The sequence below is a fragment of the Kitasatospora sp. NPDC059599 genome, from assembly GCF_042735125.1.
In the GTDB taxonomy this organism is placed as follows: Bacteria; Actinomycetota; Actinomycetes; order Streptomycetales; family Streptomycetaceae; genus Kitasatospora.
In genome coordinates this window covers 166,016-190,184 of record NZ_JBHWCL010000002.1, presented here as the reverse complement: position 1 = coordinate 190,184, position 24,169 = coordinate 166,016, and the positions used below count along the sequence as shown (strand labels likewise).

The 24,169-nt window shown below is 67.6% G+C and carries 13 protein-coding genes and 3 pseudogenes; 8 read left to right on the top strand and 8 right to left on the bottom strand.

The genetic code is table 11. The features are described from left to right. Window positions 1–153: 153 nt before the first annotated feature. Entirely contained in the window at window positions 154–1,200 is a 1,047-nt protein-coding gene (locus ACFV04_RS01850) for an epoxide hydrolase family protein (RefSeq protein WP_380526112.1), read from the bottom strand. Between the two features lie 37 nt (window positions 1,201–1,237). Here ACFV04_RS01850 and ACFV04_RS01845 point away from each other — a divergent pair, with 37 nt between their 5' ends. Continuing rightward, window positions 1,238–1,798, top strand: a complete 561-nt coding sequence (locus tag ACFV04_RS01845) for a TetR/AcrR family transcriptional regulator (RefSeq protein WP_380334011.1) — start codon at window positions 1,238–1,240, stop codon at window positions 1,796–1,798. 61 nt (window positions 1,799–1,859) lie between these two features. Here ACFV04_RS01845 and ACFV04_RS01840 read toward each other — a convergent pair whose 3' ends face one another. Then, window positions 1,860–2,519, bottom strand: a complete 660-nt coding sequence (locus ACFV04_RS01840) for a TetR/AcrR family transcriptional regulator (protein ID WP_380334014.1) — start codon at window positions 2,517–2,519, stop codon at window positions 1,860–1,862. 112 nt (window positions 2,520–2,631) lie between these two features. On the opposite strand from ACFV04_RS01840, the gene ACFV04_RS01835 reads away from it, so the two are divergent. Further along, entirely contained in the window at window positions 2,632–3,300 is a 669-nt protein-coding gene (locus ACFV04_RS01835; RefSeq protein WP_380334017.1) for a hypothetical protein, read from the top strand. A gap of 131 nt (window positions 3,301–3,431) precedes the next feature. Next, window positions 3,432–4,760, top strand: coding sequence for a hypothetical protein (locus ACFV04_RS01830; RefSeq protein ID WP_380526109.1), 1,329 nt, complete (start codon window positions 3,432–3,434; stop codon window positions 4,758–4,760). A 409-nt stretch (window positions 4,761–5,169) separates the two neighbouring features. Here the strand turns inward: ACFV04_RS01830 and ACFV04_RS01825 are convergent, their stop codons facing one another. The 3 genes from ACFV04_RS01825 to ACFV04_RS01815 form a co-directional block, all read right to left on the bottom strand. Next, entirely contained in the window at window positions 5,170–5,976 is an 807-nt protein-coding gene (locus ACFV04_RS01825) for a barstar family protein (protein ID WP_380526107.1), read from the bottom strand. 246 nt (window positions 5,977–6,222) lie between these two features. Continuing rightward, on the bottom strand, window positions 6,223–6,438 hold the full coding sequence (locus ACFV04_RS01820; RefSeq protein ID WP_380526105.1) for a hypothetical protein: 216 nt from the start codon (window positions 6,436–6,438) through the stop codon (window positions 6,223–6,225). Between the two features lie 80 nt (window positions 6,439–6,518). Continuing rightward, window positions 6,519–7,334: a leucine-rich repeat domain-containing protein gene (locus ACFV04_RS01815; RefSeq protein ID WP_380526103.1), complete on the bottom strand. Its 816-nt coding sequence runs from the start codon at window positions 7,332–7,334 to the stop codon at window positions 6,519–6,521. Between the two features lie 396 nt (window positions 7,335–7,730). On the opposite strand from ACFV04_RS01815, the gene ACFV04_RS01810 reads away from it, so the two are divergent. Beyond that, window positions 7,731–8,288: a GNAT family N-acetyltransferase gene (locus tag ACFV04_RS01810; RefSeq protein WP_380526101.1), complete on the top strand. Its 558-nt coding sequence runs from the start codon at window positions 7,731–7,733 to the stop codon at window positions 8,286–8,288. 196 nt (window positions 8,289–8,484) lie between these two features. Next, window positions 8,485–8,940 (top strand): annotated as a pseudogene (locus ACFV04_RS01805) (transposase); the annotation flags it as partial. 70 nt (window positions 8,941–9,010) lie between these two features. On the opposite strand, the gene ACFV04_RS01800 reads toward ACFV04_RS01805, so the two are convergent. Beyond that, on the bottom strand, window positions 9,011–9,208 hold the full coding sequence (locus tag ACFV04_RS01800; protein ID WP_380526099.1) for a hypothetical protein: 198 nt from the start codon (window positions 9,206–9,208) through the stop codon (window positions 9,011–9,013). A gap of 65 nt (window positions 9,209–9,273) precedes the next feature. Here ACFV04_RS01800 and ACFV04_RS01795 point away from each other — a divergent pair. Both ACFV04_RS01795 and ACFV04_RS01790 read left to right on the top strand, forming a co-directional pair. Continuing rightward, window positions 9,274–10,624, top strand: a pseudogene (locus ACFV04_RS01795) (tyrosine-type recombinase/integrase). Between the two features lie 188 nt (window positions 10,625–10,812). Beyond that, window positions 10,813–11,932 (top strand): annotated as a pseudogene (locus ACFV04_RS01790) (IS30 family transposase). Between the two features lie 289 nt (window positions 11,933–12,221). On the opposite strand, the gene ACFV04_RS01785 reads toward ACFV04_RS01790, so the two are convergent. Both ACFV04_RS01785 and ACFV04_RS01780 read right to left on the bottom strand, forming a co-directional pair. Further along, window positions 12,222–12,611, bottom strand: coding sequence for a hypothetical protein (locus ACFV04_RS01785; protein ID WP_380526097.1), 390 nt, complete (start codon window positions 12,609–12,611; stop codon window positions 12,222–12,224). A gap of 14 nt (window positions 12,612–12,625) precedes the next feature. Next, window positions 12,626–19,801, bottom strand: a complete 7,176-nt coding sequence (locus ACFV04_RS01780; protein ID WP_380526095.1) for a polymorphic toxin-type HINT domain-containing protein — start codon at window positions 19,799–19,801, stop codon at window positions 12,626–12,628. Between the two features lie 506 nt (window positions 19,802–20,307). Between ACFV04_RS01780 and ACFV04_RS01775 the strand changes: the two genes are divergently transcribed. Further along, window positions 20,308–23,868 carry a ricin-type beta-trefoil lectin domain protein gene (locus ACFV04_RS01775; protein WP_380526093.1) on the top strand — a complete coding sequence of 1,187 codons (3,561 nt, stop codon included), beginning with the start codon at window positions 20,308–20,310 and terminating at the stop codon, window positions 23,866–23,868. Window positions 23,869–24,169 lie beyond the last annotated feature (301 nt).

Sequence of the window (24,169 nt, the reverse complement as noted above, 5' to 3'; positions counted from 1 at the left end):
GCGCGGCGGCCCCCCTCGCCGGGGGCCAGGCTGCCCCCGCCCCGCGCCACCGTGGGCCGCCCCGGGCGTACCGCCCGCCACGGCTACGGCCCACAGCCCACGGCCCACAGCCCACGGCCCACGGCCCACGGCGCGTGCGCACCGTCGTCCCGCTCAGCCGCGACGGCCCAGCTCGACCGCGCGCCGGAGGTCGCGGACGTAGGCCTCCGGCTGTTCCCAGGCCGCGAAGTGGCCGCCCGCCCGGTGTTCCACGTACGCGCGGACGTCCAGGAACGCCTCGGCGTAGCTGCGCGGCTCCGGCTTGGTGTCGTGTGCGAAGACGGAGAGCACGGTCGGGGTGTCGATCCGGTCGGGAAGGTCGACCGGTTCGGTGTAGGTGCTGAAGGAGGTGCCGATCGTGCCGGTGGCCCAGTAGGCGGTGACCCAGGTGAGGAGTTCGTCCGGGGTGAAGGCCGGCCCGTCGGACCAGGATTCCAGCTTCTCGACGATCCACGCCGCGAGCCCGGCGGGGGAGTCGCCGAGGGCGACCGCGAGCGTGTTGGGTCGGGTCGACTGTTCGGCGATGTACCCGCCCTCGCTCCGGAACCACTGCGCGCAGCGGCGGAGGTGGTCCGCCGCCTCGGGGGTGAGCTTCGCCGGGTCCGCGGTGAGGGCACGCTGCGGGGCGGTGTTGGTGAGGTGCAGGGCGGCCACCCGGTCGGGGTGCCGGGCGGCGAGGAGTTCCGCGACGGTGCCGCCCACGTCGCCGCCGGACACCGTGTAGCGGGGGTGTCCGAGCCGGTCCAGGGCGTCGGCGAGGATTCCGGCGATCCGGTCGGCCGACATGCCGGGCGTGGTGAGCGGGGGCGCGAACGGGAAGCCCGGCAGGGCGGGCACGATCACGTGCACGTCCGTGAGCAGCGGCAGGACGCGTTCGAACCGCAGCACCGAGTCCGGCCAGCCGTGCAGCAGGACGACCACCGGGGCGTCGGGGTCCGCGGACCGCTGGTGGATCATCCGCAGGTCGGTGCCGCCGGCCGGCACCGTCACCCAGGGGAGCGCATCGATGCGGCGCCGGTGCACGGTCCAGTCGTAGGCGTGCTCCCAGTGGTCGAGCAGTTCGTCGAGTTGGGTCCCGCTGATGCCGCGCCGCTCGTCCTCGCTCCACGGGGTCGTGACGCGCCGCGTGCGGTGGAGCCGTTCCCTGATGTCGTCGGTCATGTGTATGAGCGTACACACGATGTGTATGCTCATACACATGACTTTGCGCAATGCGGCCGCGACCCGGCAGCGGATCCTGGACCACGCGCGACCCCAGTTCGCCCGACACGGGTACGCCGCCGTCACGGTCAAGGGCGTGGCGGACGCGGCGGGCGTGTCGCCCAACCTCGTCACGCGTTACTTCGGCGGCAAGGAAGGCCTGTTCCTGGCGGCGACCCAGGTGGAGATCCCGGTCTCCGGCTCCTTCGACGGCGACCGTTCCGAGCTGGGCCCGCGCCTCGCGGCGAGCATCGTCCGGCGCTGGTTCGGCACGGCCGGTGAGGACCCGCTGCTCGTGCTGCACCGCGCGTCCGGCGAGCGCCCACAGGCGGCGGAGGCGCTGGCGGCCTTCCTCGACGCCAACTCGCTGGAGCCGCTGCACCACTACCTGCGCGACAGCGGCCTCGACGACGCGGAGGCCCGCCGCCGGGCCGAGGCGATCGACGCTTTCGTCCTCGGCGTCTCGACCCGCCGCCGGGTCCTGCGCTCCGACCTCGGCGACCCCGCCGACCTCCAGGCCTGGCTGGGCGCGACCATCCAGCGCCTCGCCGACGGCTGAGGTCCGGCGGCCCGGGGCGGGTGGTCGGGCCCGGCAGCGGGGCACTTGCGCCGGGGCGTCCTCAGGAGGTGCGCGGGATGTCCTGCGGCTCCGCCCCGGTGAGTGCCGCGAAGCCGGCGCAGAGCAGGTGGACGCTCCGCAGGAACTTCTCGTCCTGGCTCGGGCGGGGGATCGACGGGCCCATGAGCAGGGGGAAGCGCGCGCACAGGTCGGCGTAGAGCTCCGCGGTGACCGGTGGTGGTGCCGTGGGCCGGTTCTGTTCCTGCAGGACGAAGCCGGTGACGTGGCTGAGCAGGGTGTCGGCCGCGATGCCGCAGTGGTCGGCGGGCAGGCCGGCGTCGAGGAGGGTGCGCAGCAGGCGTTCCATCAGGGAGAGGGCGCCGGTGCTGAGCACGCCGGGGCTCTCGGCGAGGAGCAGGGCTCCGCCGGGGTGCTGCTTGATGCTCCGGCGCAGGGTGGTGGCCTGTGCCTCGATGCGGTCCTGCCAGGTGGCGGCGGGCGGGAGGGCTGCGAGGGCCTCGGTGCCGGCGTCGTGGGCCTGCAGGCAGACCCGGTCGGCCATCAGGGCGAGCAGTTCGTCCTTGCCGCGGACGTGGTAGTAGAGGCTGCCCGCGTGGGCGTCCAGGCGGTCGGCGACCTGGCGCATCGACAGGTTCTGGTAGCCGACCTCGGCGAAGACTGCCATCCCCGCGTCGACGATGCGCTCCTTGGTGAGCTTCATGCCGTCCACCGTACAACGTTTTCCAACACCGTTCGAAAACTGTGCTACGTTTGCGCCATCAGATTTTCGAACGGTGTTGGGAAGCATCGTCACCCGGGGGAGGGGCGGACACATGGAGGCGATCGTCTTCAACGTGACCACGGCCGCGCTGATGGTCATGATGGTCAACTGCGGGCTCGGCGTGGTCGGCCGTGACACGCTGCGCGGTCGTCCGCTGCCGTGGGCGGCGATCGTCCTGAGCGCGCTCGCCGTCGGCGGCGTCCTGCTCCAGCTGGTCTGGACCGGCGCCATGGACGCGCTGGACGCCGACCCCGCCAGGTCCGGCTGGTGGCGCGAGTTCACCTCGGTGTTCATGCAGAACGGCGGCCTCTTCGGCGGCCTGTGGAACCTCGTCACCCTCGCCGCCGTCGCCGCGCTCGCCCACTGGTACTGGGGCGGCTCGCTCACCCTGCTCTTCTTCCTCGCGGGCATCGTGCTGCCCGGCCGCGTCGACACCCTGCTCGGCCTCGGCGACGGCCCCAGCACCGACCCCCGCAACTTCGCCGGCAGCTCCGGCGCCACCTACTTCCTCGGCGCCACCCTCGCCCTCGCCTTCCTCACCCGCACCCGCCTGCCCAAGGAGATCGCCCTGGCGGCCGGCGTCCCGGCCCTCGGCCTCGCGATGTGGCTCGCCCAGGACAACGGCCACGGACTGGTCTCCGTCTACGGGTTCGCCCTCGGCGCGGCGGCGTGGGCGGTGCGCAGCCGCCTGGCCCGCCCGGCGGCCGACCGGACGGCCTGAGGCTCTGAAAGCCTGATGCTCTGACGTCCTGAAGGCCTGACGACGGTACGGCTTGACGACCGTACGGCCTGGCGGAGTCGGCCCCGAGTTTCCGGAAGCCCGTCGCGCGGTGGCGCGGCGGGCTTCCGGTCATGCGTCCGCGTTCGGCGAGAGCCGAGCCGGCCGGTCCCGCCCAGGCCCTGGCGATGCGGCCCGGCGTCCTCACCGACGGCCGGTCCCCGGCACCGCGGGCCATCGGCGATCTGCTCATCGAACTCCGCAAGGCCGGCGCTTCGGCGATCTCGCCACCGGTCTGCGCCGAGTGCGGCAAGAACCTGCGGATCCTCCAGCGCCAGGGCCAGGGCTGGTGGGACATCGCGCACACCCAGCTCACGGTCGTCCGCCAGCGCTTGCGGGCAGCCGTCCACCTCCTCAACTGGCTCGACGACCAGGACCTGACTCTCACCACCTGCCGCCAGACCGACCTCGAATGCTGGATGACCAGCGACGACATGCGCCACCGCCGGGAAGCAGGCAACTCCGTGCGCTGGGCCCTCTCCCAGAAGATCGCCCGCGACCTCGGCTTCCCCTCCGTGAGATGGAACGGCCCGTCCCGGCCGATGGACGACGACGCCCGCTGGGCCACAGCCCGCCGTCTGCTTCACGACGACACCATCCGGACCGAAGACCGTCTGGCCGGCCTGCTATTGCTCCTCTACGCCCAGTGGCCTGCGACGATCTCCCGTCCGACCGTCGACAACATCGAGAGAGCACCGGAGCGGTCCGCATCCGACTCGGCGATGTCCCGGTCCAACTACCCGAGCTCGTCGCAGACTTGGCCATTCAGAAACTCGCCGCCCTCCTCGCCCGGACCCTCGGCATCGACATCACCGTCGCCGTCAAATGGCAGCGAGCCGCCGCCGGCGACCGGGGCGCCTACGCTGCCCAGGTCAGCCATCGCATCAGCCATCCCCATCAGCGCGGAGACAATGACCATGCCACTCGATGACCAGCACGTCTGGGCTCTGCTCAGGGGCCTCGACGCGTCCGACAGCGCGGAGTTCCCACCGATCTACGACCACGCCGCGACCCGATCCCGCTTCGACCGGCTCGCAGCCAGGCTGGACCAGCGGTTCGGCTGCACCTGCACGGTCGATCGAGGCGTCCAGGACGCGAACCACCACGGGACGATCGTCATACCCACCGCCGCGACGGCCAGCGGCGAGCACATCACTGTCACGGTCAGCAACTACGGCGACCTGGTCGCCGTGACGCTCGGGGGCCCCGGCCACTACGACGAGGAGGAAGAGAACGTCCTCTTCGAGGCTGCAGACCGTCGCCGCATTGATGACGAACTCGAAGCGCTCGGCTACATCGCCATCTCCGAGCACCTGCTCTGGACCGACTACGACGGCGTCAGCAACCTCGGCACATGCTTCGAGCCACGAACCTGGTGGGACCGCTTCTTCGACTACGAGTGAGCCATGCTCTGCCCCGAGATCACGCTGCCTCGGCGATCTACCTGCCATTCCACCCCAGGTTCGACCATGCTTCACCATCTGTCCGCCGTAGCGATCTACCCGACTGAGACCATCGAGGCCCCGAGTATCGGACCCCCACCGAGGAGGAATAGGACTCGTTCCTCGCGCACTTCGAGAAGCGTAAGGTCTCCATCGGCACCTGCGCTTGTGCCTTTTCAAGCCCTTGTGTTCATGAACATGCTTGCCTATCCGAACCAGCCCAGCTGGCAGTTTGGCGGGGCGGATCGCAGTCGAGTTGCTCAAAGTACTGGTTGGAAATCTTGGCGCCCGGGAGTATCCGGGCGTGTCGCGCCGCCAACTGCCGACTGGCCGGCCGCCAGCGTGCAGAGCGCCACGGGCGGTCTCCGCCTCACTGCAGGACGACCTCGACCCCGTGGTCGGCGAAGATCTCAAGGAGAACCTCGAACAAGGTGGCAGTGCCCTGGTGTAGCGCACGCTGTCTCACGAGCCGTGTCCTGGCTACCTCCGAGTGCTGCCACTCCAACGTGAACGGAGGAGAGGCACCCCAGCCTCCGCCGAGGCAGTCGTCCAAGGCGTTGAGGTTCCATCCGAAGTACCCGCCGGGCCCGTCGACCGCTTCGCCCAGCGCACAATAGAAGCTGTCGACGTCGATGACCTGACGGCCGTCCATCCTGAACACGTGCCCCGGTGCCCGGTCGCCATTGTCGGTCCGGTGCCGGTATCCCCGGGACAACAAGGCCACGGACAACCATGCAAGGCGGCCCGCCGGGCCCATGGATCTCCACAGTCCATTTCGGTCCAACTGGCCAGTGCGAATCAGTTCCCACACCCCAGCGGAGCCAGGAAGCGCATTTTGGCACCAGAGCCGGACCGTGACATCGAAGAGGCCCTTACCGAGAGCTGACGGCTTGACAGCGGTCACGGTGACGCCGCCGACGAAGTAAGACTCCATCGTGGCGCCAGCGGCATCGAGCAGGGTCAAGTAGGCGTTCCCGGCGCAGGCGTCACGTCCACCGACACGGTCGACAGCGGCCAGCAGCCCACCCTCCGGTGCACATCCGCGCAAGTCGACCAACCGGTGGTCATCCTTGAGCGGCGTGAACAAGCCTGTGCAATCGTGCGCGAAACCCCAAGGGGTGTTGTCGTCGCCGGTCAGGGCATACGTGAACTCTTCCCGTGCGCCTGTCGCTTCCATTTCACCCTCGTTATCTGCCGTTCCTGCAGGAGCTCAGGTCGGGGCCCTTCGAACGAGCTCGCTGTGCGTCCTGTCGGCATGGAGTATCGCTGAGTAGCATGATGCCGACCCAACTGATTGCGGTGGCACCGCTCGCGCCCAAGCCTTCGATTTCCTCCAAGATCTCTATCCGGGCATCCTGCCAGGCCCGGCTCTCCATGAGAGGCTCGGCATTTCGCTGGTCGAAGATCGGGAACGCGCTGGCGCTCAGTCCTCGGACTCGGCGCTGCTTCGTCGGGCATCGCGGCGGAAGTCAGGCATGCCAAGGTGGACGGTTGCGCTGCCCGGTCGCGCACGGCAGCCAGCTTTTGCGCGGCGGGCCAGGGTGGTCTCGATGGCGGAGACCTCGCCGAGCGAGCCTTGGTCCTTCGCCTCCTGGAGGCGGTCGATGACGTTGGCGTGGATCTCCTGGAGGCGTGGCATCTGGGCCGGGTCGACGAGCAGTAGGGGACATCTGACACAGGCTTCTCTGAACTACGGGCTTCTTCTGGGTCCGCACCGCGTTAGCGAGGTTGTCGGCCAGCTGGCGGCTGCTCGACGCTTGGTCCGCCAGAGTGCGGCATCTGGACGTAGCCTTCGGCCGGCACGGGCAGCGCCTCGATGCATGTCGTCGAGCAGACGTTGACCAGCAAGGGCAGAACGTCAGCGCCTGACGTCCAGATTGAGATCCAGGCCTGGCGGAGGTTCACGCCCTCGATGTGCTGATCGCAGACGCTGCACGTACGAATCGCGGTGGCACCCCATACGCCGGGGTCGAGGTCTTCGAGGTCAATGCCTTGCGTGCCGGTAGCTGCGGCCGACAACGACGGAAACGGCGGCCGCCGCTTGTAGTTTCCGTAGATGGCGCGAGTGCTCACCGTGCTGCGCCGCAGATTGGGGCACCGGGTGATCTCGTACGGGAACCAGTGGAGGCGGTAGGAGGTGTACGGGGTGAACTCCTCAAGGCTCCGCATTGCGCCGATCTCAGGCGGGATACGCACCAGGTTGCTGCCGTACAGCACGAGGTGCTTCACCGAGGTGAGTTTGGCGATCGTTGGCGGGAGCGTGACGACCTGGCGCCGCTGTTCCGCGGTGAGTTCGACCAGCGGCTTGAAGACCTCCCGTCCGTCGGCGGCCGCCTCTTCAACCAGCTCGAGAAGGCGGATCCAGCCCGGTGCGGTGGTGTCCTGGCGTTCTCGATGGAAGCGGGTCGGTCGCTGCGGCTTGGTGCTGATCTGCTCGATGCACCTGCAGAGATCACGAGGCGAACTGTGGCCGCCAGGACCAACGGCGTCAGCCCAGCGGTTCGAGAGCACCTGCGGCTTCAACTCCTCACTCATCCGCTCACAGTAACGTCACAGCTGGCGAGCTGTAAGTGTGATTTCGGGGCTCAGTGATCTCTGCTCCTGGTGATAGGCAGGCCAAAGACCGACGACTTTTTGCTGGTGGGAACGCCGGTCGATCTGGGCGAGCTTATCCTCGGCGCCGGCCAGGCTGACGTGAAGCCCCTCGACCTCACCGAGCCAGCCTTCGCGCTCGGCTTCGGCGATACGGGCAATTAGTACTCCGGCTGTAGATGGCGATCTTCAAGGTTGTTGACGTTTGGCAGGCGACCTTGATCGCCAGGGGTTCCTGCCACCTGCTCTTGACCGGTGCTGGGGAAGCGGTGTGGGTTGCTGCGCGGGCGTAAGGTGATCACCGGCGAGTTGGAGCTTCGGACCTCGGGGGAGGGCGTCATGAGCGAGTGGATCACCGAAGGCCGCCTCGACTGGAGCAACATGGAGGTCGCCGAGGGTGGTCCTGACGAGGTGCCGTATTTCCTGGCGATGCTCGATGACCACAGCTCGTGGCTGGTCCCGGTGCAACACGTTGACCTGCTTGAAACGCTGGAGTGGGAGGAACCCCCACCGATCGTCAAGCAGGTGCTGCGCCACGTCCGGGACGGCCAGACGCGGGTCTGCCGGGACCTGCTGACCCGCGTCACGGGTGGCTCTGTGCTGACCGATGAGGCCCCGGAGTTCGCCCCGCCGGTTGAGGAACCCGAGCTCTACCTGCACTTCTTGGTGACATGGAAGAGGTTCCGGCAGTTCACCATGGCGGCCCTGGTTGCCGATGCCCGAGCCGAGGCCGCCCGTCGCGGTGCGCGGCTGCTCCGGACGCACTGTTGGGCCGGCGAGGACGGTCGCATCGTGCGTGAGTACGAGGAGTTGGGTTTCACCGCGACCCTGGAGTTCGAGGAGCTGCGGTCGGACGGGTCGTTCTGGCCGGGCTGGATGCTGCAGACCCGGGTGTGAGCAGTCGATTGCCCAGCCGCAGGCGGGAGGCCCTGTTCGGGGTCAGGCCACGACGAACAAGCTGTGCGGGCGGTCTACATCACCTGTCGATCGGTCAAGGTCGTCTGTTGAAGATCAGTTGTCGGGCGGTTGTCGCCGGTAGTGGCTGGCTCGGGAGCGTGCTTGGTGTCCGCGGCGCCATGCGGACCAGTGCAGGCAGTGGGCGAGGTCGCGGGCCGGTGCGAGCAGGGCTGCGAACTTCGCCGCTTACGACCTCGCCAAGGACCAGCTCTACGGGCACATCAAGAAAACCAAGAACCGCTCCAAGTTCCTGGAGTTCTGTCGCTACCTGCGCTCACTGCACCCGATGGACGTGCGGATCGCGATCGTGGCCGACAACTACTCGCCGCACCTCTCGACCAAGCGCTGTCAGCGGGTCGGAACGTGGGCGGCAGCGAACAACGTCGAGATCGCCTACACCCCTACCAACAGCTCCTGGCTCAACCGGATCGAGGCCCAGTTCACCGCCCTGCGCTACTTCGCCCTCGACGGCACCGACCATGCCAGCCACAAGGAGCAGGGCAGCATGATCCGCCGCTACATCATCTGGCGGAACAAGCACGCCTCCGACGAACACCTGCGTAAGGTCGTGGCCAGGGCCAATGTCGCCTGACCGCCCGCTACTCGAATTGGCACCGAGGCTCGGCAGCTATCGTCGAAAGACACCCTGCCCTTGGTGCCTCTCAGCCTGATGCGAGCACTGAGATGACCTCGAACACGACCCACGCCAAGAACAGCGCCGGCAGCGTCGCGATGCCCAGGAACACATGTGCGGCTCGCCTGGCGGCAGGCGTACCGTGCTCCCGCAGCGCAGCAGAGCAGACAAGCGCTACCGCGATCACCGGTACTGACCAGACCACTACGAACGAACCGTCCGGCATCTCGCCCCCCTTGCCCTGCCGACGCAAGGCGATCGTAGTGCGATCCTGATGAGGCGGCATCCGGCATGTTGCCGTCGCGTCCCAACCGCGCCCGATCGAGAGGGAAGCCACGGGCCTCTCGGGCAACTCGCGCCAACGGCGATGGCACCGTCTACCAGCGCAAGGACGGCCGTTGGGAAGCCGCCAGCTACGTCCTCGCCCCCGGCGACACCCGCAAGCGCGTCCGCGTCTACGGCATCACCCGCAAGGAAGCCCTTGCCAAGCTCACTGAGAAGATCGCCGCCAGCAACCGCGGCGTCCCGGTCGTCTCTGTCCAGGGCAGCCTGGCCGCCTATCTGACGTACTGGCTGGAGAACGTCGCCGTCCACCAGCTCCGCGAGAATACCCACACCCGCTACACCACCTGCGTCAACCAGTACCTCATCCCCGGCCTCGGCAAGAAAAAGCTCGCCAAGCTCGCCGCAAAGGATGTGTGCACCTGGCTGAACGAGCTGCGGACCGTCTGGCAGTGCTGCGCACGCGGCATCGACGCCCGGCGCAAGCCTGACGCGCAGCCCGACCGCCGGCCGCGCTGCTGCGCTGTCGGGAAATGCTGCCGCCGGTACCTTTCCCCGCTGACGCTCGCCTACATCCACTCCGTCCTCAAGTCCGCACTGGAGCACGCTGTCCGTGAGGGGGAGATCCCGCGCAACGTCGCCCGCAACGTCCGCACCGGCACACCCCGCCCCCGCCGCTTCGACCCCCTCACCGCCGACGAAGCCCGCACCTTCCTCACTGCCACGCAGGGCCACCGCCTCCAGGCCCTGTTTGAGCTTGCCCTGCGCACCGGTCTCCGCAAGGGCGAACTCCTCGGCCTGCGCTGGGAAGACCTCGACCTCGACGCCGGAACCGCCAGCATCCGCCGCACACTCCAGCGCACCCGCACCAGCGGCCTCACCACCCTGCCGACCAAGACCATCAGCTCGGAACGCCGCATCGCCCTCCCGGCTGCCTGCGTCGCCTCGCTCCGCGCGCATCGTGACCGGCAGGCCCGCAAGAAGCAGCAGGCCGACGCAGAGTGGGTAGACAACGGCCACGTCTTCACGCGCCGGGACGGCCACCCCATCGAACCCGCCACTCTCACGCGGCACTTCAAGGCGATGCTTCACCGCTCCCGCGTGCGGGCGATCCGATTCCATGACCTGAGGCACTCGACCACGACACTCCTCCTGGAACAAGGCGTCGAACTCGTCGTCATCAAGGAACTGTTGGGTCGCCCACGTCGGCGTTACCGCGACGGCATACGCCCACGTCCGCCTCCGCCTCCAGCGCGACGCCATCGACCTCCTCGGCCGCGCCCTTCGTGATCCCGCAGAGACCACCAGCCAGCCCAGCGACGGCAACGACCCGCCGCTTTGTGCGGCACCCGTTCGCTGACGTTGCCGTCAACTACTGCCGTCAGACAGCTCAACGGCCCCACCGGAAAGCTTGGGTTCTATCGGTCGTTGCAACACCCCAGCTCAAGAGGTGCGATGGACTTCGATATTCGGGACCGTACGGTTAACCGGGGGCGGCGTCCTCTGGCCGAGGAACGGCACGTCTACCTTCAGCTCGTGCAGCAAGGCGTGAGCAACAAAGAAGCGTGTCGGATCGTCGGGATCAACGCGTGGACGGGGAAGCGGTGGCGTAACGGCCGAGCCCCGTCCGGCAGGACCGCCGGGGTGCCACCGATCACATCGGTGGCGCCCCCGCCCGGTCCCTCGCGGTACCCGCGCGAGGAGGACCGGATCCACATCGCGGACCGGCTGCGGGAGAAGGCCACCGTTCGGGCGATCGCCGCCGAGCTCGGCCGCAGCCCCTCCACGGTCAGCCGCGAGATCCGCCGCAACCGGCACCCCGACAGCGGCGCCTACCGCCCGCATGCCGCTCAGGCCCGTTCCGACGCCCGCCGGCCGCGCCCCAAGCCGGGCAAGATCGGCCGGCACCCGGAGCTACGGGGCTTCATCCAGCAGCACCTGGACAAACGGTGGAGTCCGGAGCAGATCTGCCAGGCTCTGCGGGACACCTTCCCCGAGCGGCCGGAGATGCACGTGGCCCACGAGACCGTCTACCAGGCCCTTTACGTCCAGGGACGCGGCGAGTTGCGCCGCGAGCTGGCCGGCGCCCTGCGCACCGGCCGGGCTCGGCGGGTCCCCCGCCGCCAGGCGGCCACGCGCAGGCCCAGGTTCGCCCATCCGATGGTCATGATCAGTGAGCGCCCCGCGGAGGTCGAGGACCGGGCGGTGCCCGGGCACTGGGAAGGCGACCTGATCATCGGCAAGGACGGTGCCTCGGCGATCGGCACCCTCGTCGAGCGCCACACCCGCTACGTGATGCTCCTGCACCTGCCCGACGGCCGAGGCGCCGAGCACGTCCGCGACGCCCTCGTGGACACCGTGCAGACTCTGCCCGACCACCTGAAGCGCTTGCTGACCTGGGACCAGGGCTCCGAGATGGCCGCCCACGGCTCGTTCACCCTGGCCACCGACATCCCGACTACTTCTGCGACCCGGCCAGCCCCTGGCAGCGAGGCTCGAACGAGAACACCAACGGCCTGCTGCGGCAGTACTTCCCCAAGGGCACCGACCTGGCCGTCCACGGCCCGGAACACCTGTCCTTCGTCGCCGCCGAACTCAACGGCCGCCCACGCAAAACGCTCGGCTGGGAAACCCCGCTGAGCGCCTGCATAGACTCATCGCGGCCTGATCAAACCGACCACGTGTTGCGACGATCCCTAGAAACCGCCAAGAGCCGGTGGGGCCGTAATGTCATTCAGCCAGGGCTACGATTCGAGTAGCGGAATCAAAGTCTCAATAGCCGATCTCCATCGTCTCATCAAAGTCGATCAAGCCACGAAGATCAGCAACATCATCGATTAATCTGTCAGGAACTTTTGCGCTATGCGGGATAATTTCGACCCACATCCTGATACTTTCTCGCCGATACACTATGGAGGCCCCGGGACAGCGGGGCCTCCATAGCACTATTGGTCCAACTACGTTGCGCCGGCCCCTTCAGGCCAGTCTGCGCGACTCGGCGGCCTGACTAGGGAAGCAATCACAGAATCGGAAGATTCATTCATGAGAAGAATCATCCTCCATCCACCGCCCCGTACGGCGAGCAGTCCAACAGGTTCTTTGGCCTCAGTTAGTGCATCAAAGAACCCGCGCCAGCCGAAGCTCTCCTCGCGAAACTCTTTGATCGACTCATACCTGTGACGATAGGTGGGCGTGAGTTTGGCAGCTGGCCCCATCCCGACAGGGATAGCCTGTTCAAGGCTATCGACGATCAGGTCAAGGGCCTCGCGAGGGACCTTCTTCACCGCCTCACAGCTGGACGCGCGCAAGGCCCCTTCAATTCTTTCCCTTGAAACTTCGACCATCATTCAGATTCTCCTGACTAACCGTTGCGAGAACCGGGCCATACGGCTTCCGGAGTCCCACGCATCTCGCCTTGGATAATCACCTCGAACTCGCCCCTAAGACTTGGCTCCCCCCAAGGCTCATCGTTTGGGTGAACGTGGAATCTCCCGGCCGGGATGGTGCCCTTAAGGACAACGCCGTTTCCACCGTTCATTGTGGCCGCCCTATGAGCGGCCGCTTCCGAAGTGGTCCAGCTTGTGTAATCACTGTCCGTGAAACCAAGCTGGTGCATCTCGGGAGTGGAACTGCCGCCACGCGGGCGTGCAATTCCGTCCACTGCATCATTGAATGCGGGGTTTAGCTCACCGGTCTCGCCGCTAATCTCCGACACTCCACGGTAAACAGTGGTGCCACCATTGCAATTATGGACCAGGACCGGCGTGGCCCCCGCCAGGACATAGTACGTGTGGATTTGGTCGATGGTGAGGTTGTAGGCAATGGTCGGGTCGGTGTGGTAGTTGCGGACCGATGTGACGGTAACGGTGTCACCCGTGGATGTCAGGAGCTGGTCGCCAGCGTGGAGGTCTGCTGCGTTGATCCACCGATTGGTGGTGATGTCCCAGTATGGGTGGTGTTGGGTTGAGGTGAGGGTGGTGGTACTGCCGGGGTCCGCCACCTCGTTTGCCTCGACCGGAACGGCCAGTTGGAGTTCGGTGAAGTCCTCGTCATCGGGAGTGGTGATGGCCTGCGCAACGTGCTCGCCAGCGGTTTTTCCGGTCTGAGGATCGGTTGCGACGACCTGTTCGCCGGCGGTCAGCTGGTCAATCGGCTTGGCGGTTCCATCTGCGAGCAGGACCTTGGTTCCCGCAGGAAAACTATTGCACCATCCCCCAAGTCTCGGCTTGGGAACGTAGGCCTCACCAAATGCAGCGGGCAGGAAAGCTCCCGACTCAAAGTTTGCACTTTGCGGGTCGAGCCCATGGCCTTGGGCCCAATCTACGTAAGTATCTAGCGGGCCCGGCTTGTTATATTCATGATCGCCCAAATGGATGACCTTGTGGGCAATGTCAAGTGGTGCAACTAGGATTACACCAGCACCAAAGAGGAAATCCCTATTGTTCCCTTCGTGGCCTTGTTTGGAATTGGGGTTGCATCGACCATTACTGCATTTGGCGGCATAGTGCTCGCGGAGCGTCTTGCCAGTTTTCCAGTACGTGTACGCGGAGTACGCCTGGAACCGTTCCGTCTTTTTGTTCTCCTCGACGATCTGGTCGTAGTCGCGCCCCTTTTCAACGGGTGTGATTCCGCCGGTGCACACGTACATTCCGTTGCCGCACTCTTCGAAGTGCTGGCCTGAGGGGTCGGAGAGGTTGACGGGGTTGTTGTTGCTGTAGGCGTAGGCGTTCCACTGTTGTGGGGATGCGAGGTCGAGGATGGGGTCGGGGTTGAGGAAGCGGCCGGTGGTGGGTTGGTATTCGCGGGCGCCGAGGTTGGTGAGGCCGGTGGTGTCGTCCTTGGTGCCGCCGACGAAGCCGTGGTCGCCGGCCCAGGTGGTGGGCTGGCTGCCGCGGGGGTTGCCGAACGGGTCGGCGGGGCGCCTGCTCTCGGTGAGCGTGGTGCCGTTGAGCGCGAGGATGCCGGTGCCGTGGTGGTCGGCTATTTGGTAGGTCGTGTTGCCACCCTGGCGGATCAGGGTGACGCCGCCGGGGATTTGGTAGTAGCGGACGCCGGTGACGGCGGTGGTGTTGGTGTCGTAGACGAGTTCGTCGTTGCCGAGGGTGATGGTGGTCTTGCCGGGGTCTCGGCGGATGAGCTGGTTGCCGGTGGCGTCGTAGAGGTAGGTGGTGGGTCCGGCGGTGCCTGTCTTGTTGTAGGAGGCGAGTTTGTTCTCGTTGTTCCAGGTCAGGGTGGCGGTGCCGGAGGTGTCGGTGACGGCGGTGGTGTTGCCCGCCGCGTCGTACTGGGCGCTGCTGGCGGTAGTGCCGGTCGGCGCCGTGGTGGTGGTGCCGGTCAGGGCGTGCGGGCCGCCGGTGCCGCCGCCGGTGTTGGGGGCGGTGGTGGGGGCGTTGACGGTCCCGGTCGCCGGGAAGGTCTGGTTGGTGGTGGTGTCCTTGGTGGTGTCACCGAAGGGGTCGTGCTGGATGAGCTGGGTGCGGTTTCCGGTGAGGTCGTAGCCGTAGCTCTGCCAGTACGCGGCGGGGCCCCCGATGGTGGTCCTCGCCGGGGCCTGGACGCCGCTGGTTGGCGTCGTGTTGGCGCAGGCGCCGATGCCCCCGACGGCGGGTTGCGGGGCCTGGGTGAGCGTGCCAGTGTCCGACCATGCGCTGGTCAGCCGGCCGAGGTAGTCGTAGCCGAAGCACTGGAGGTCGGTGGACGACGGGGTGTTGTCCGGAACGTTGCGGACGGCGGTGAGCTGTCCTGCGGTGTTGTAGGTGTAGGTGAGTTGCTGGACGGCGCCGGTTGCGGCGGTCTGCTTGTCGACGAACTGCGACAGCGGGCGGCCGGTGGATTCGTCGTAGGTGTTGGTGACGACGATCTGGGTGCCCCAGGGGTTCACTGTGGCGCGGATGCTGCGGCCGTAGGCGTCCCAGTCCGAGGACAGGTCGTAGGTGTCACCGCCATAGACGCCATAGGTGCCAAGCGGACCGTTTTTGTCGTACGTGTAGTGGATCGCCTCTTCGGTGATGTCGCCGACTGCCGAACGGTCGTCGTCGGTCACCGCGCCGGTGATCGGGTCGTAGATTGCCTGGTAGGTGTAGGTGAACGGGGTGGTCCCCTGGCCGATTTCGGTGCCGGGGATCGTGGTGGTGGTCTTGGTCGGGTGGTAGGCGGTGTCGTACGCCAGCACGGAGCTGGTGTAAGTGATGCCGGAAGCGCCGTTGACGTAACGCGTGGAGGTGGAGGGTTTGCCCTTGACGACGGTGTCGTAGGTGGAACCGGTGAGCTGGTGGTCCGGGCTGACCGATCCGGCGTAGGTGCCCGTCGGGCGGCCGAGCAGGTCGTAGGTGTAGGAGACGGTCTGGTTCCGGGCGTCCGTGGACGACGCAAGTCGGCCCGCAGCGTCGTAGGTCTTGGTGGCGGTGCCGGTGTCCGGGTCAGCGGTGGTGACCTCGCGGCCGCGCTGGTCGTAGCCGTGGGTCCAGGTGTTTCCTGCGGCGTCCTTCTGGGTGGCCAGGTGGCCGTCGGCCGTGTAGGTGAAGGAGGTCACGTCCGCGTCGGCCGGGTTTCCGGTGGCAGTGGCGGTTTTGTACTGCCATAGCTGGGCCTTGTGGCCGCGTGCATCGGTGACCGTGGAGGTCGGTGTGGCGCCTGTGGGCGGTGTGACGTCGGTCCGGTCGGTGCCGGGATAGGCAGTGGTGGTTGTGGACTGGGCCACGCCGTAGGCGATGAACTGCGTGGTCACCGGGCGGCCGAGAGCGTCGTAGACGTTGTACGTCTGCGCCGGGGCTTTCTGCGTGGTGGTCAGGAACGGGGTGGTGCTTGGTGCGGTGTCGTTGTTGTACCACGGGTTGTTCGTGCGGGTGACGCGTCCCTGTGAGTCGTACACGGTGTCGCTGATCAGGCGGCCCCTGTAGGCGGAGAGCGCCGGGGTCGCCTGGGACTGAACGGTCCGTCCTTGGCCGTCCATGATGTCGATCTTGACGGCGTAGGTTTCGTCCGCGAGCAAGTCCGAGGAGGTCACCGTCGGCGGCACCGCACTGCCGTTGACCACACCCGGAAGCGCGTAGGCGAACGTCTTGTTGGCGCTCGCCTTGGCGTCCCGTCCCGGAAGCCACACAGCGGTTGCCCGGCCGAGTGCGTCGTAGGCTTCGGTGGTCGTACGGCCGTTTGGGTCGGTCACGGTCAGAGGCAGTGACCGCGCGGTGTTGTACGTGGTGGTGGTGGTCCTGCCGGTGGCCACGTCAGTGGCGCCTGCGGGTGCCGGAGTGGTGACGGTGACGGTGTTGGGCAGCTCACCCTCGTTGGCCGCTGAGTAGGACGTGGTGACGGTCGCACCGCTCGGGTGTTCGCTGTCGGTGCTGTTGGGGTCGGTCGCGGTCGTGATGCGACCGTAGCTGTCGTACGTCGCGTTGACCGCGCTGAACTGCGGGGTTCCGCCGGTGTCGAAGTGATCGAGGGTCAGTGTGCTGGTCGCGTCATGCGCTGCGCCGAGTTGTCCGAAGGACTGGCCGTCGTACAGCGTCCGGGTCCACGACGCAGTATTGGCCGCCGTGGGCGTCGCGGTACAGGCGTTCACACCGGAGACTGCTATCGACTCGGACGCCACCTCCAGGACCTGCGGGTCTGTCCCGGTGGCGTAGTTGGTACGGGTGCAGATGTCCGGCAGGCCGTCGGCGCTGTCGAGCGAGGTGCTGACGCGGTTGCCGTGGGATGGGTCGGTCGTCGTGGTTGTGGTGTTGGATCGCCAGGTTCCGTCGGCCTTGAGCGATTTTGCCGTGGTCGTGGTCGTTGGGGGCACGTATCGGGCGATGAGTGCGGGTCGGCCGTTGCCCTGGCTGTGGGTGGCGGTGGTGACCCGGTCGCCGCTGGATGACTTCACCGAGTAGCTGGCGACGCTTCCTGTGGCGTCGGCGCTGGTGTAGGTGTCGCTCTCTCGGGTCTGGCTGGAGAGCCAGTCGGAGTCGGTGACAGGTCCTCCCATCGGGCCGGCGACCTGGATGCTGCGGGCGGTGCCGTTCGCCTGAAGGTCGCCGTCCATGCCCTGGTAGTAGGTCGTCGACTTCTTCGACTGCGGCCCGTCGTTTCCGCTGCCGGCCACCTCGGTGACGGAGGCGTAGCCGCGGAACTGGTCCCACGTGCGGACCTTGTCGTCGGTGGTGACGGAGTCGTTGCGGTGCCAGGCGGCCTTGCCGTAGGTGTAGTTGGTCACCATCGGGACGGAGCCGGGAGTGCCCGGGTTCAGGGTGATCATGGCGACCGGGTACTTCAGGAACCAGTCGTCCACCGGTGCCGCCCCGGCCGTGGAGCCCGGCGGGTTCCACTTGACGTTGTAGCAGGAGAGCGTGTCACTGTCGGCGGAGGCCGGCATGACGTTGTTGACGCGCGAGCACGCGGCCGGGGCGTAGTTGACGCCGATGGTGCTGCCGGTCTCGGTGGTGATCAGCTGGATGCGGGGCCGGTTGTAGGCCGGCGGTGCGGGGACCAGGTTGGTGCCGTCCACGCGGTTGGGCAGCAGCTGGGCGGTGAAGGACACCGGGGGGAGCGTGACCGGGCCGCCGGTGGCCTGGGTGCCCTGGCCGGTGCGCTGAACGGAGGCGAGCCAGGGGACCTGGGTGTTCTCGGTGGCGTTCTGCACGTTGATGAACGTGTGGTTGAGCGCGTACGAGTCCACAGTTTGGTAGGTGCCGTTGACCCTCGCCTGGGTGGCGAGGGACGACAGCCACTTGGTGGTCCAGAACGTCGGCCCGTAGTTGGTGCACGGGCCGGTCGCGCTACATTGCTGGTCCAGCGGGACGTCCGGCCAGTTCGCCGCGTTGGCCGCGGTGCGCTGGGACGGGTCGCAGGCCGTGGTGGAGGTGACGCACCGCTCGGAGGTGTTGAAGACGATCTTCGCGGCAGGGCTGTAGGCGCCGTTGTTGCTCAGCTGGTCCGTCAGGCGCTGGCCGTAGCCGATGGTGGCGGGCACACCCGAGCGGGTGTAGGCGGTGCGGGTGCCGTTGCCGTTGTTCTGGGCACCGCCGCGGGCGTAGTAGTTTGTCTCGGGCATGTAGGTGTAGGTGGTCAGGTTGCCGTGCGGATCGACGACGTAGTCGAGGTTCCAGCGCCAAGCGGTCTGACACCACGAGCCCTTGCCCTTGGCCGGGTCGTAGCACGGGTCTCCGCCGTTGGGCGAGTAGACCGGGACGGTCCAGGCAGAGCCGCTGTCCGCGCCGAGCGTGGTTGGGCTGCCGCCCGCGTCTGGCAGGTGGTTCAGGCCGAAGTAGGAGATCGTTCCGTCCGTGTCGGTGACCTTGATGTAGGAGCCGTTCCAGGTGCCGTTGGTCGCGCCGGTCAGGAACTGCACCTTGGTGCCGTCATCGTCCTTCAGCCGCCAGGTGCAGGCGGCCTGCTCCATCGCGGCGGGCGCGCCGGACTGACAGGATGCGTCGTCCTGTACCAGCTGCCCGGAGTGGCCTCCCATCGACAGGGTGAGGTTCGCGCCGCTCCAGCACTGGTCTCCGGAGTTGGTGATCCCGCCCTGTGAACACGGCTTGAACGACCGCTCGACGAAACCGGAACCGTAGTCCCAGCCGTCGCCGATCCAGGACGCCTGCGCGTTCGTCGACGACGTCAGGCCGTCGACGGAGGCAGAACTGTAGGACAGTGCCACCTTGGGCCCCGAACCCGCGAGCGCCGGCGGCATCTGTACCGGGTACGCGTACGTGAACGCGCCCGAGGATCCGCCTGCGGCCCAGCCCTGAGAGGACCCGAGCTGGGTTGCCGAATATGTTCCGGCTCCACTCGATGCGCCCGACACCACACCGACTGTCGTGGAGGTGGTGGTGGAGCCCGCGTACACCGCCCGGGCCGCGCCGGGGGCGGCATTGTCGATGGCGGTCTTGGTGGCCGTGGTGGCCTGGGCCTTGACGGTCCCGGTCCCGGTTAGCGGGACGTCGGCAACGAGCTTTTTCGTCGACGGGTCGTAGTGCGACTCCAGCGGCGTCTGCTTTTGGCAGTCGAGGGCCTGCGGCGTCGTCGTCGCGCAGCCCGGCAGGACCACCAGGTGGGCCCGGGCCGCCCAGTTCGCGCCGAACGCGTCGTCCAGGCTCGATGCGTCGACGCCCAGGCGCACGGGTGCGTCGTCCCCCGCACCGGGGCGGGTGAGGGTCACCGCGACACCGGGGATCCCGGCGGACGCCGATGTCTTGGTGCTGGCGACCTCGACCTGGATCGTCTGGCCAGCCGCCGACGAGCCGGCCAGCGGCGCGATGGTGACCGGGAGGCCCTCGGCCTTGGCTTCGGTGCCGGCCTGCGGCTTCTCGCCTTCGCCCAGAGCGTGGGCCTCGGGTGCGGAGCCGAGGTTCACCGCGGCATGGCCGCCCGGGAGCGGCTTCGAGTTCTTCGGCGGTGTCCAGGTCGGCGGTACCGGGTGTTCCGGCTTCGCGGCCGACACGGGTGCGGCGTTCTTGCCCGCCACCGAAGGCGTCTTCGGCAAGGCCGTGTTCGGCGGCGACCACTTGCGCGAGTAGTCCGGCCGGTCTGCCGCGGCCGCCATCGGCAGGGGCGCCAGCATGGACCCGAGGACGGCGGCTGTCGTCACCGCCGCCAGCCGCCCGCGCAGTCTCCCCCTCCTGCCTCTTTTGTGCCCGAATTCTGATCGTTGCTTGAATGACACGCTTTTTACATCCCCCACAGCAGATTTGGCCCCCGGAATACGGGAGCTGAGCCCTGTATCCGAACCGCCGGATGGTAGCGGACACCGGTGACGGACAGTCAAGTCGTCGTGACTGGTGAGACTTCTCACGGAGGTCTACGAACCGGCCATTTCCAGTGCAATCCGGATCTTCGTCGTCGAATTGAACTGGCCGATGTCCGACCCTCCCCATACGGTGCCCTTGACCTGCGCCTATGCAGGTCTTCTCGTGCTCGTGGGGGGAGAGTCCCGTTTTGAACAGAAAGCGCCGCCGCAACGGTGCATCAGTAGGTGCCTTGACAGTGACAGCCGTTCTGGCACTCACCAGCGGTCTTCCTGGGTTCAGTGCCCATGCCGCCACTGCGCCGACGGTTCCGTCGCAGGCCGTGATCGACGCCGCCACCGCGAAGCACCTGCAGGAGCGCCCGCCCGCCAACGCCGCCGAGAAGGCCATCGCCGAGGCCAAGGCCACGCAGAAGAACGTCCCGATCGACTCGCTCACCACCGAGTTCAGTGAGACCGTGGCGACCCCGGAGGGGCGCCTCGCTCTCACCAGCCACCAGGAGCAGCAGCGCGTGCGCCGTGGCGGGGTGTGGCTGGGGCTGGACGCCACGCTCGTGGCCAACCGGGACGGGACGTTCTCTCCCAAGGCTGCTGTGGGGCAGCTGGTGCTGTCCAACGGTGGCAGCGGGCCGCTCGCAACCATGATCAGCGCGGATGGCAAGAAGCTGGCGCTGTCCTCGCCCTTCCCGCTTTCCGTGCCGGCGGTCAGTGGCGACAGCGTGGTCTATCCGTCTGTCGCCCCCGACATCGACCTGAAGGTCACCGCCACCAAGGCCGGTGGGCTGACCACCGTCCTGGTCGTCAAGACCCAGGCCGCGGCTGCCAACCCCGTGTTGAAGAACTTGCATTTCGGCACCAGCACGGACGGCGTCACGGTCAATGCCGACGCGCACGGCAACATCACCGCGGCCGGTACCGACGGCAAGCCCCGCTGGATCGCCCGCACCCCGCAGATGTGGGACAGCACCACCACATCCGTAGCGAGCACTTCCGCGCCCGCGGTGAAGGCAGCCCTGACGCTCACCACGTCCGCCGCCGACACCCCCACGCCTGCTCCTTCACCAACGGACGGGGGCAAGGCTGCCGTTACCGGTTCCGACGCCGGTCCCGGGGCGGGCTCCAAGGTCGCCGCCATGCCGGTCACCGCAGGAACCTCGGGTATCGATCTGACGCCCGACCAGGACCTGCTGGCCCACGGCACCGCGCCCTACTACATCGACCCCGCCTTCCTGCCCTGGGCCCAGACCGGGAACTCCTGGACCTGGGTCCAGTCCGCCCACGACGGCTCCAACAACTGGCTGCGGCAGGGCAGCGCGGACGCCGACCACCCCGGTGCCGGTGTCTGCGGCTACTACGCCCACGGTGGCAGTTGCTCCCCCGCCGACAAGGAGCGCAGCTTCTACCAGTTCGACATCAGCGCGCTCAACGGGGCGATCGTCCACTACGCGACGATGAACATGCAGGAGTACGTCTCCGCCGACTGGTCCTGCACCAACAAATACCCGCTTAATTTGTTCGTCACCGGGCCGATCGGCAACGGCACGACCTGGTCCAACCAGCCGGCGCAGGTGGGCGGCCCGCTCGGCACGACCGCCATGGTCGGTGGCTCGGGCGGCGCCGCGTGCCACGACAACGTTCCGTTCCAGTTCGACATCACCGGCGCGATGCGGCAGTACGCCAACTCCGGTCAGCTGACCTTCGGCCTCTACGGTGACGAGAGCAATCAGAACGCCTTCAAGCGGTTCACCTACCAGCCCACCCTGTACATCGAGTACGACCGGGTGCCCAACACTCCGACCAACCCGGGCGTGTGGCCCGCGCCGCGGACGGTCAGCCCCGCCGCGACCAACCAGTCCTGCGGCGACGGCAACGCCGACAACTGGACCTGGCTCGGCGCCGGCTCCAACCAGGACAACGCCCTCTGGCTCAACGCCACCGTCACCAGCCCCACCCAGGCCCAGGTCGCAACCTGGGACCACATCTGGGACTACAACCTCCCCGGAGCTCCCGACGTCAAGAACGACGTCACCCCCTTCGTCAACAACGGCGGCACCACGACCCTCCAGGTCCCCGGCAGCGTCATCCAGGACGGCCACGCCTACGGCTACGCCATGATGGCCACCGACCAGCTGGACGGCGTCCCCTGGTCCCCCTCCACCCCGGCCTGCTACTTCAAGGTCGACCTCACCCCGCCGACCGTCACCTTCCCCACCACCGTCAGCGACACCAGCAAGCAGTTCCCGCCCAGCGGAAACGGCCAGACCCCCCAGATCTACGCCGGCCAGAGCGGCGGCGTCCCCTTCACCGCCGCGGACGCAGCCCCCAGCGGCGGCTACGCCTCCGGAGCGGTCTGCCTGCGCTGGAGCTTCGACCCTCAGCTCGTCGACGCCACCTGGCAGTGCGGCAGCGCCATGCCCACCGGCCAGATCCCGGTGACCGCAGGACGCTGGGGCACCAACGTCCTCTACGTCCAGGCCGAGGACAACGCCGGCAACCTCTCCCCCGTCGCGCAGTACGCCTTCTACGCACCGTGGAACCCGAACAGCCCCGCGCCGACCTTCGGGGACGTCACCGGAGACGCCCTGCCCGACATCGTCACCGCGGACCCCGACGGCGACCTGCGGGCCTACAGCATCCCCGCCACCGCGCCCAAGGCCCCGCTCGCCGCCCCGAAGGCCAAGTCCCCCGGCGGCGACTCCTGGGCCAACTACCGCACCACCCACCGCGGCAGCCTGCGCGGCGGCACGAACGTCGACGACCTCATCGTCCACAAGGACGGCGACCAGAAGCTCTACTTCTACAAGAACCCCGGCAACACCGGTGTCACCGGGGTCTTCGACTCCAGCTACCTCCTGGGCAAGCCTGCCTGCGACCCGAAGCTGACCGACTGCACCGGCTACAACGCCGTCGACTGGTCCACCACGCTGCAGATCGCCTCCAGCGGCGACCCCAGCACCACGAGCCTCAACACGAATAAGAAGTTCCTCAACCGCACCGGTCTCTTCACCGTTGAGAGCGGCCCGGACGGCACCGGCGCCCTCTGGTTCTACCCCAGCATCGGGGACGCCAAATTCGGTTCGCCGACCAAGCTCGTCGGCACCGGATGGAGCGGCTGGGACCTCATCTCACCGGGCGACTGGGCCGGCCAGGGCCACCCCGGCCTGTGGGCGCGCAGCCAGAGCACCGGCGACCTTCGCGGGTACACCTTCACCACCGGCACCGTCACGATCACCAACCCCTTCGGTGGCAGCGCAAGCTACCCCACCCTCACCGGCATTGCCACCGACACCAAGCTCGCCGGCATCGACCCCGCCAACTGGCCCGTCATCGGATCCGACGGCGACCTCACCGGCATCGGCACCCCCACCCTCTGGGGCATCACACCCAACGGGATCCTCCAGACCTGGACCGGCCACTCCACCACCACCGACCCCTACTACACCTGGACCGGCGGCCCGACCGGCGTCCTGAGCATCTACGCCCCCGAAAACACCCCCATCGCCCTGACCGCCCAGACCGGCAAGTGCGTGGACGTCTACGGCGGCAGCTCCACCCCCGGCACCGCCGTCCAGCTCTGGGACTGCAACAGCGCCACCGCCCAGCAGTGGACCTTCAAGCCCGACGGGACCCTCCGCGCCCTCGGCGGATGCCTGGACGCCACAAGCGGCGGAACCGCCAACGGAACGCCCCTCGAACTCTGGACCTGCGGCAACACCGAGCCGAACCAGATCTTCGTCCCCAGGCCCGACGGCACCATCTACAACCCCGCATCCGGCAGGTGCGTCGACGTACCCGGCACTGACACCACCAACGGCACCCGACTCCAACTCTGGGACTGCAACAGCGCCACCGCCCAGAAGTGGACCCCTCTCGTACGAGGCTAACGGCGCCCTATAGACGTAAGGTCGTTCACGGTGCCCCTGACCTGCGGTCAGGGGCACCTCATAATGTCCCGCAAGCGGGACGTCGGCGATCACCGAGTCCCGCCCGCCGCGTGAACGGACGGCGCCGGAAACCTCCTCTGAGCTCACCGGGCCCCTTCGCCGCCAAGTCAGAGAAGCCTGCATCGGCTGCCCCGTCCTGCGACCCGACCCCGCGCAGATGCCCCGACTTCAGGAGATCCACGCCAACCTGCTCGACCGGCTCCGTGAGGCCAAGGAGCAGGGCTGCCTTGGCGAAGTTGTT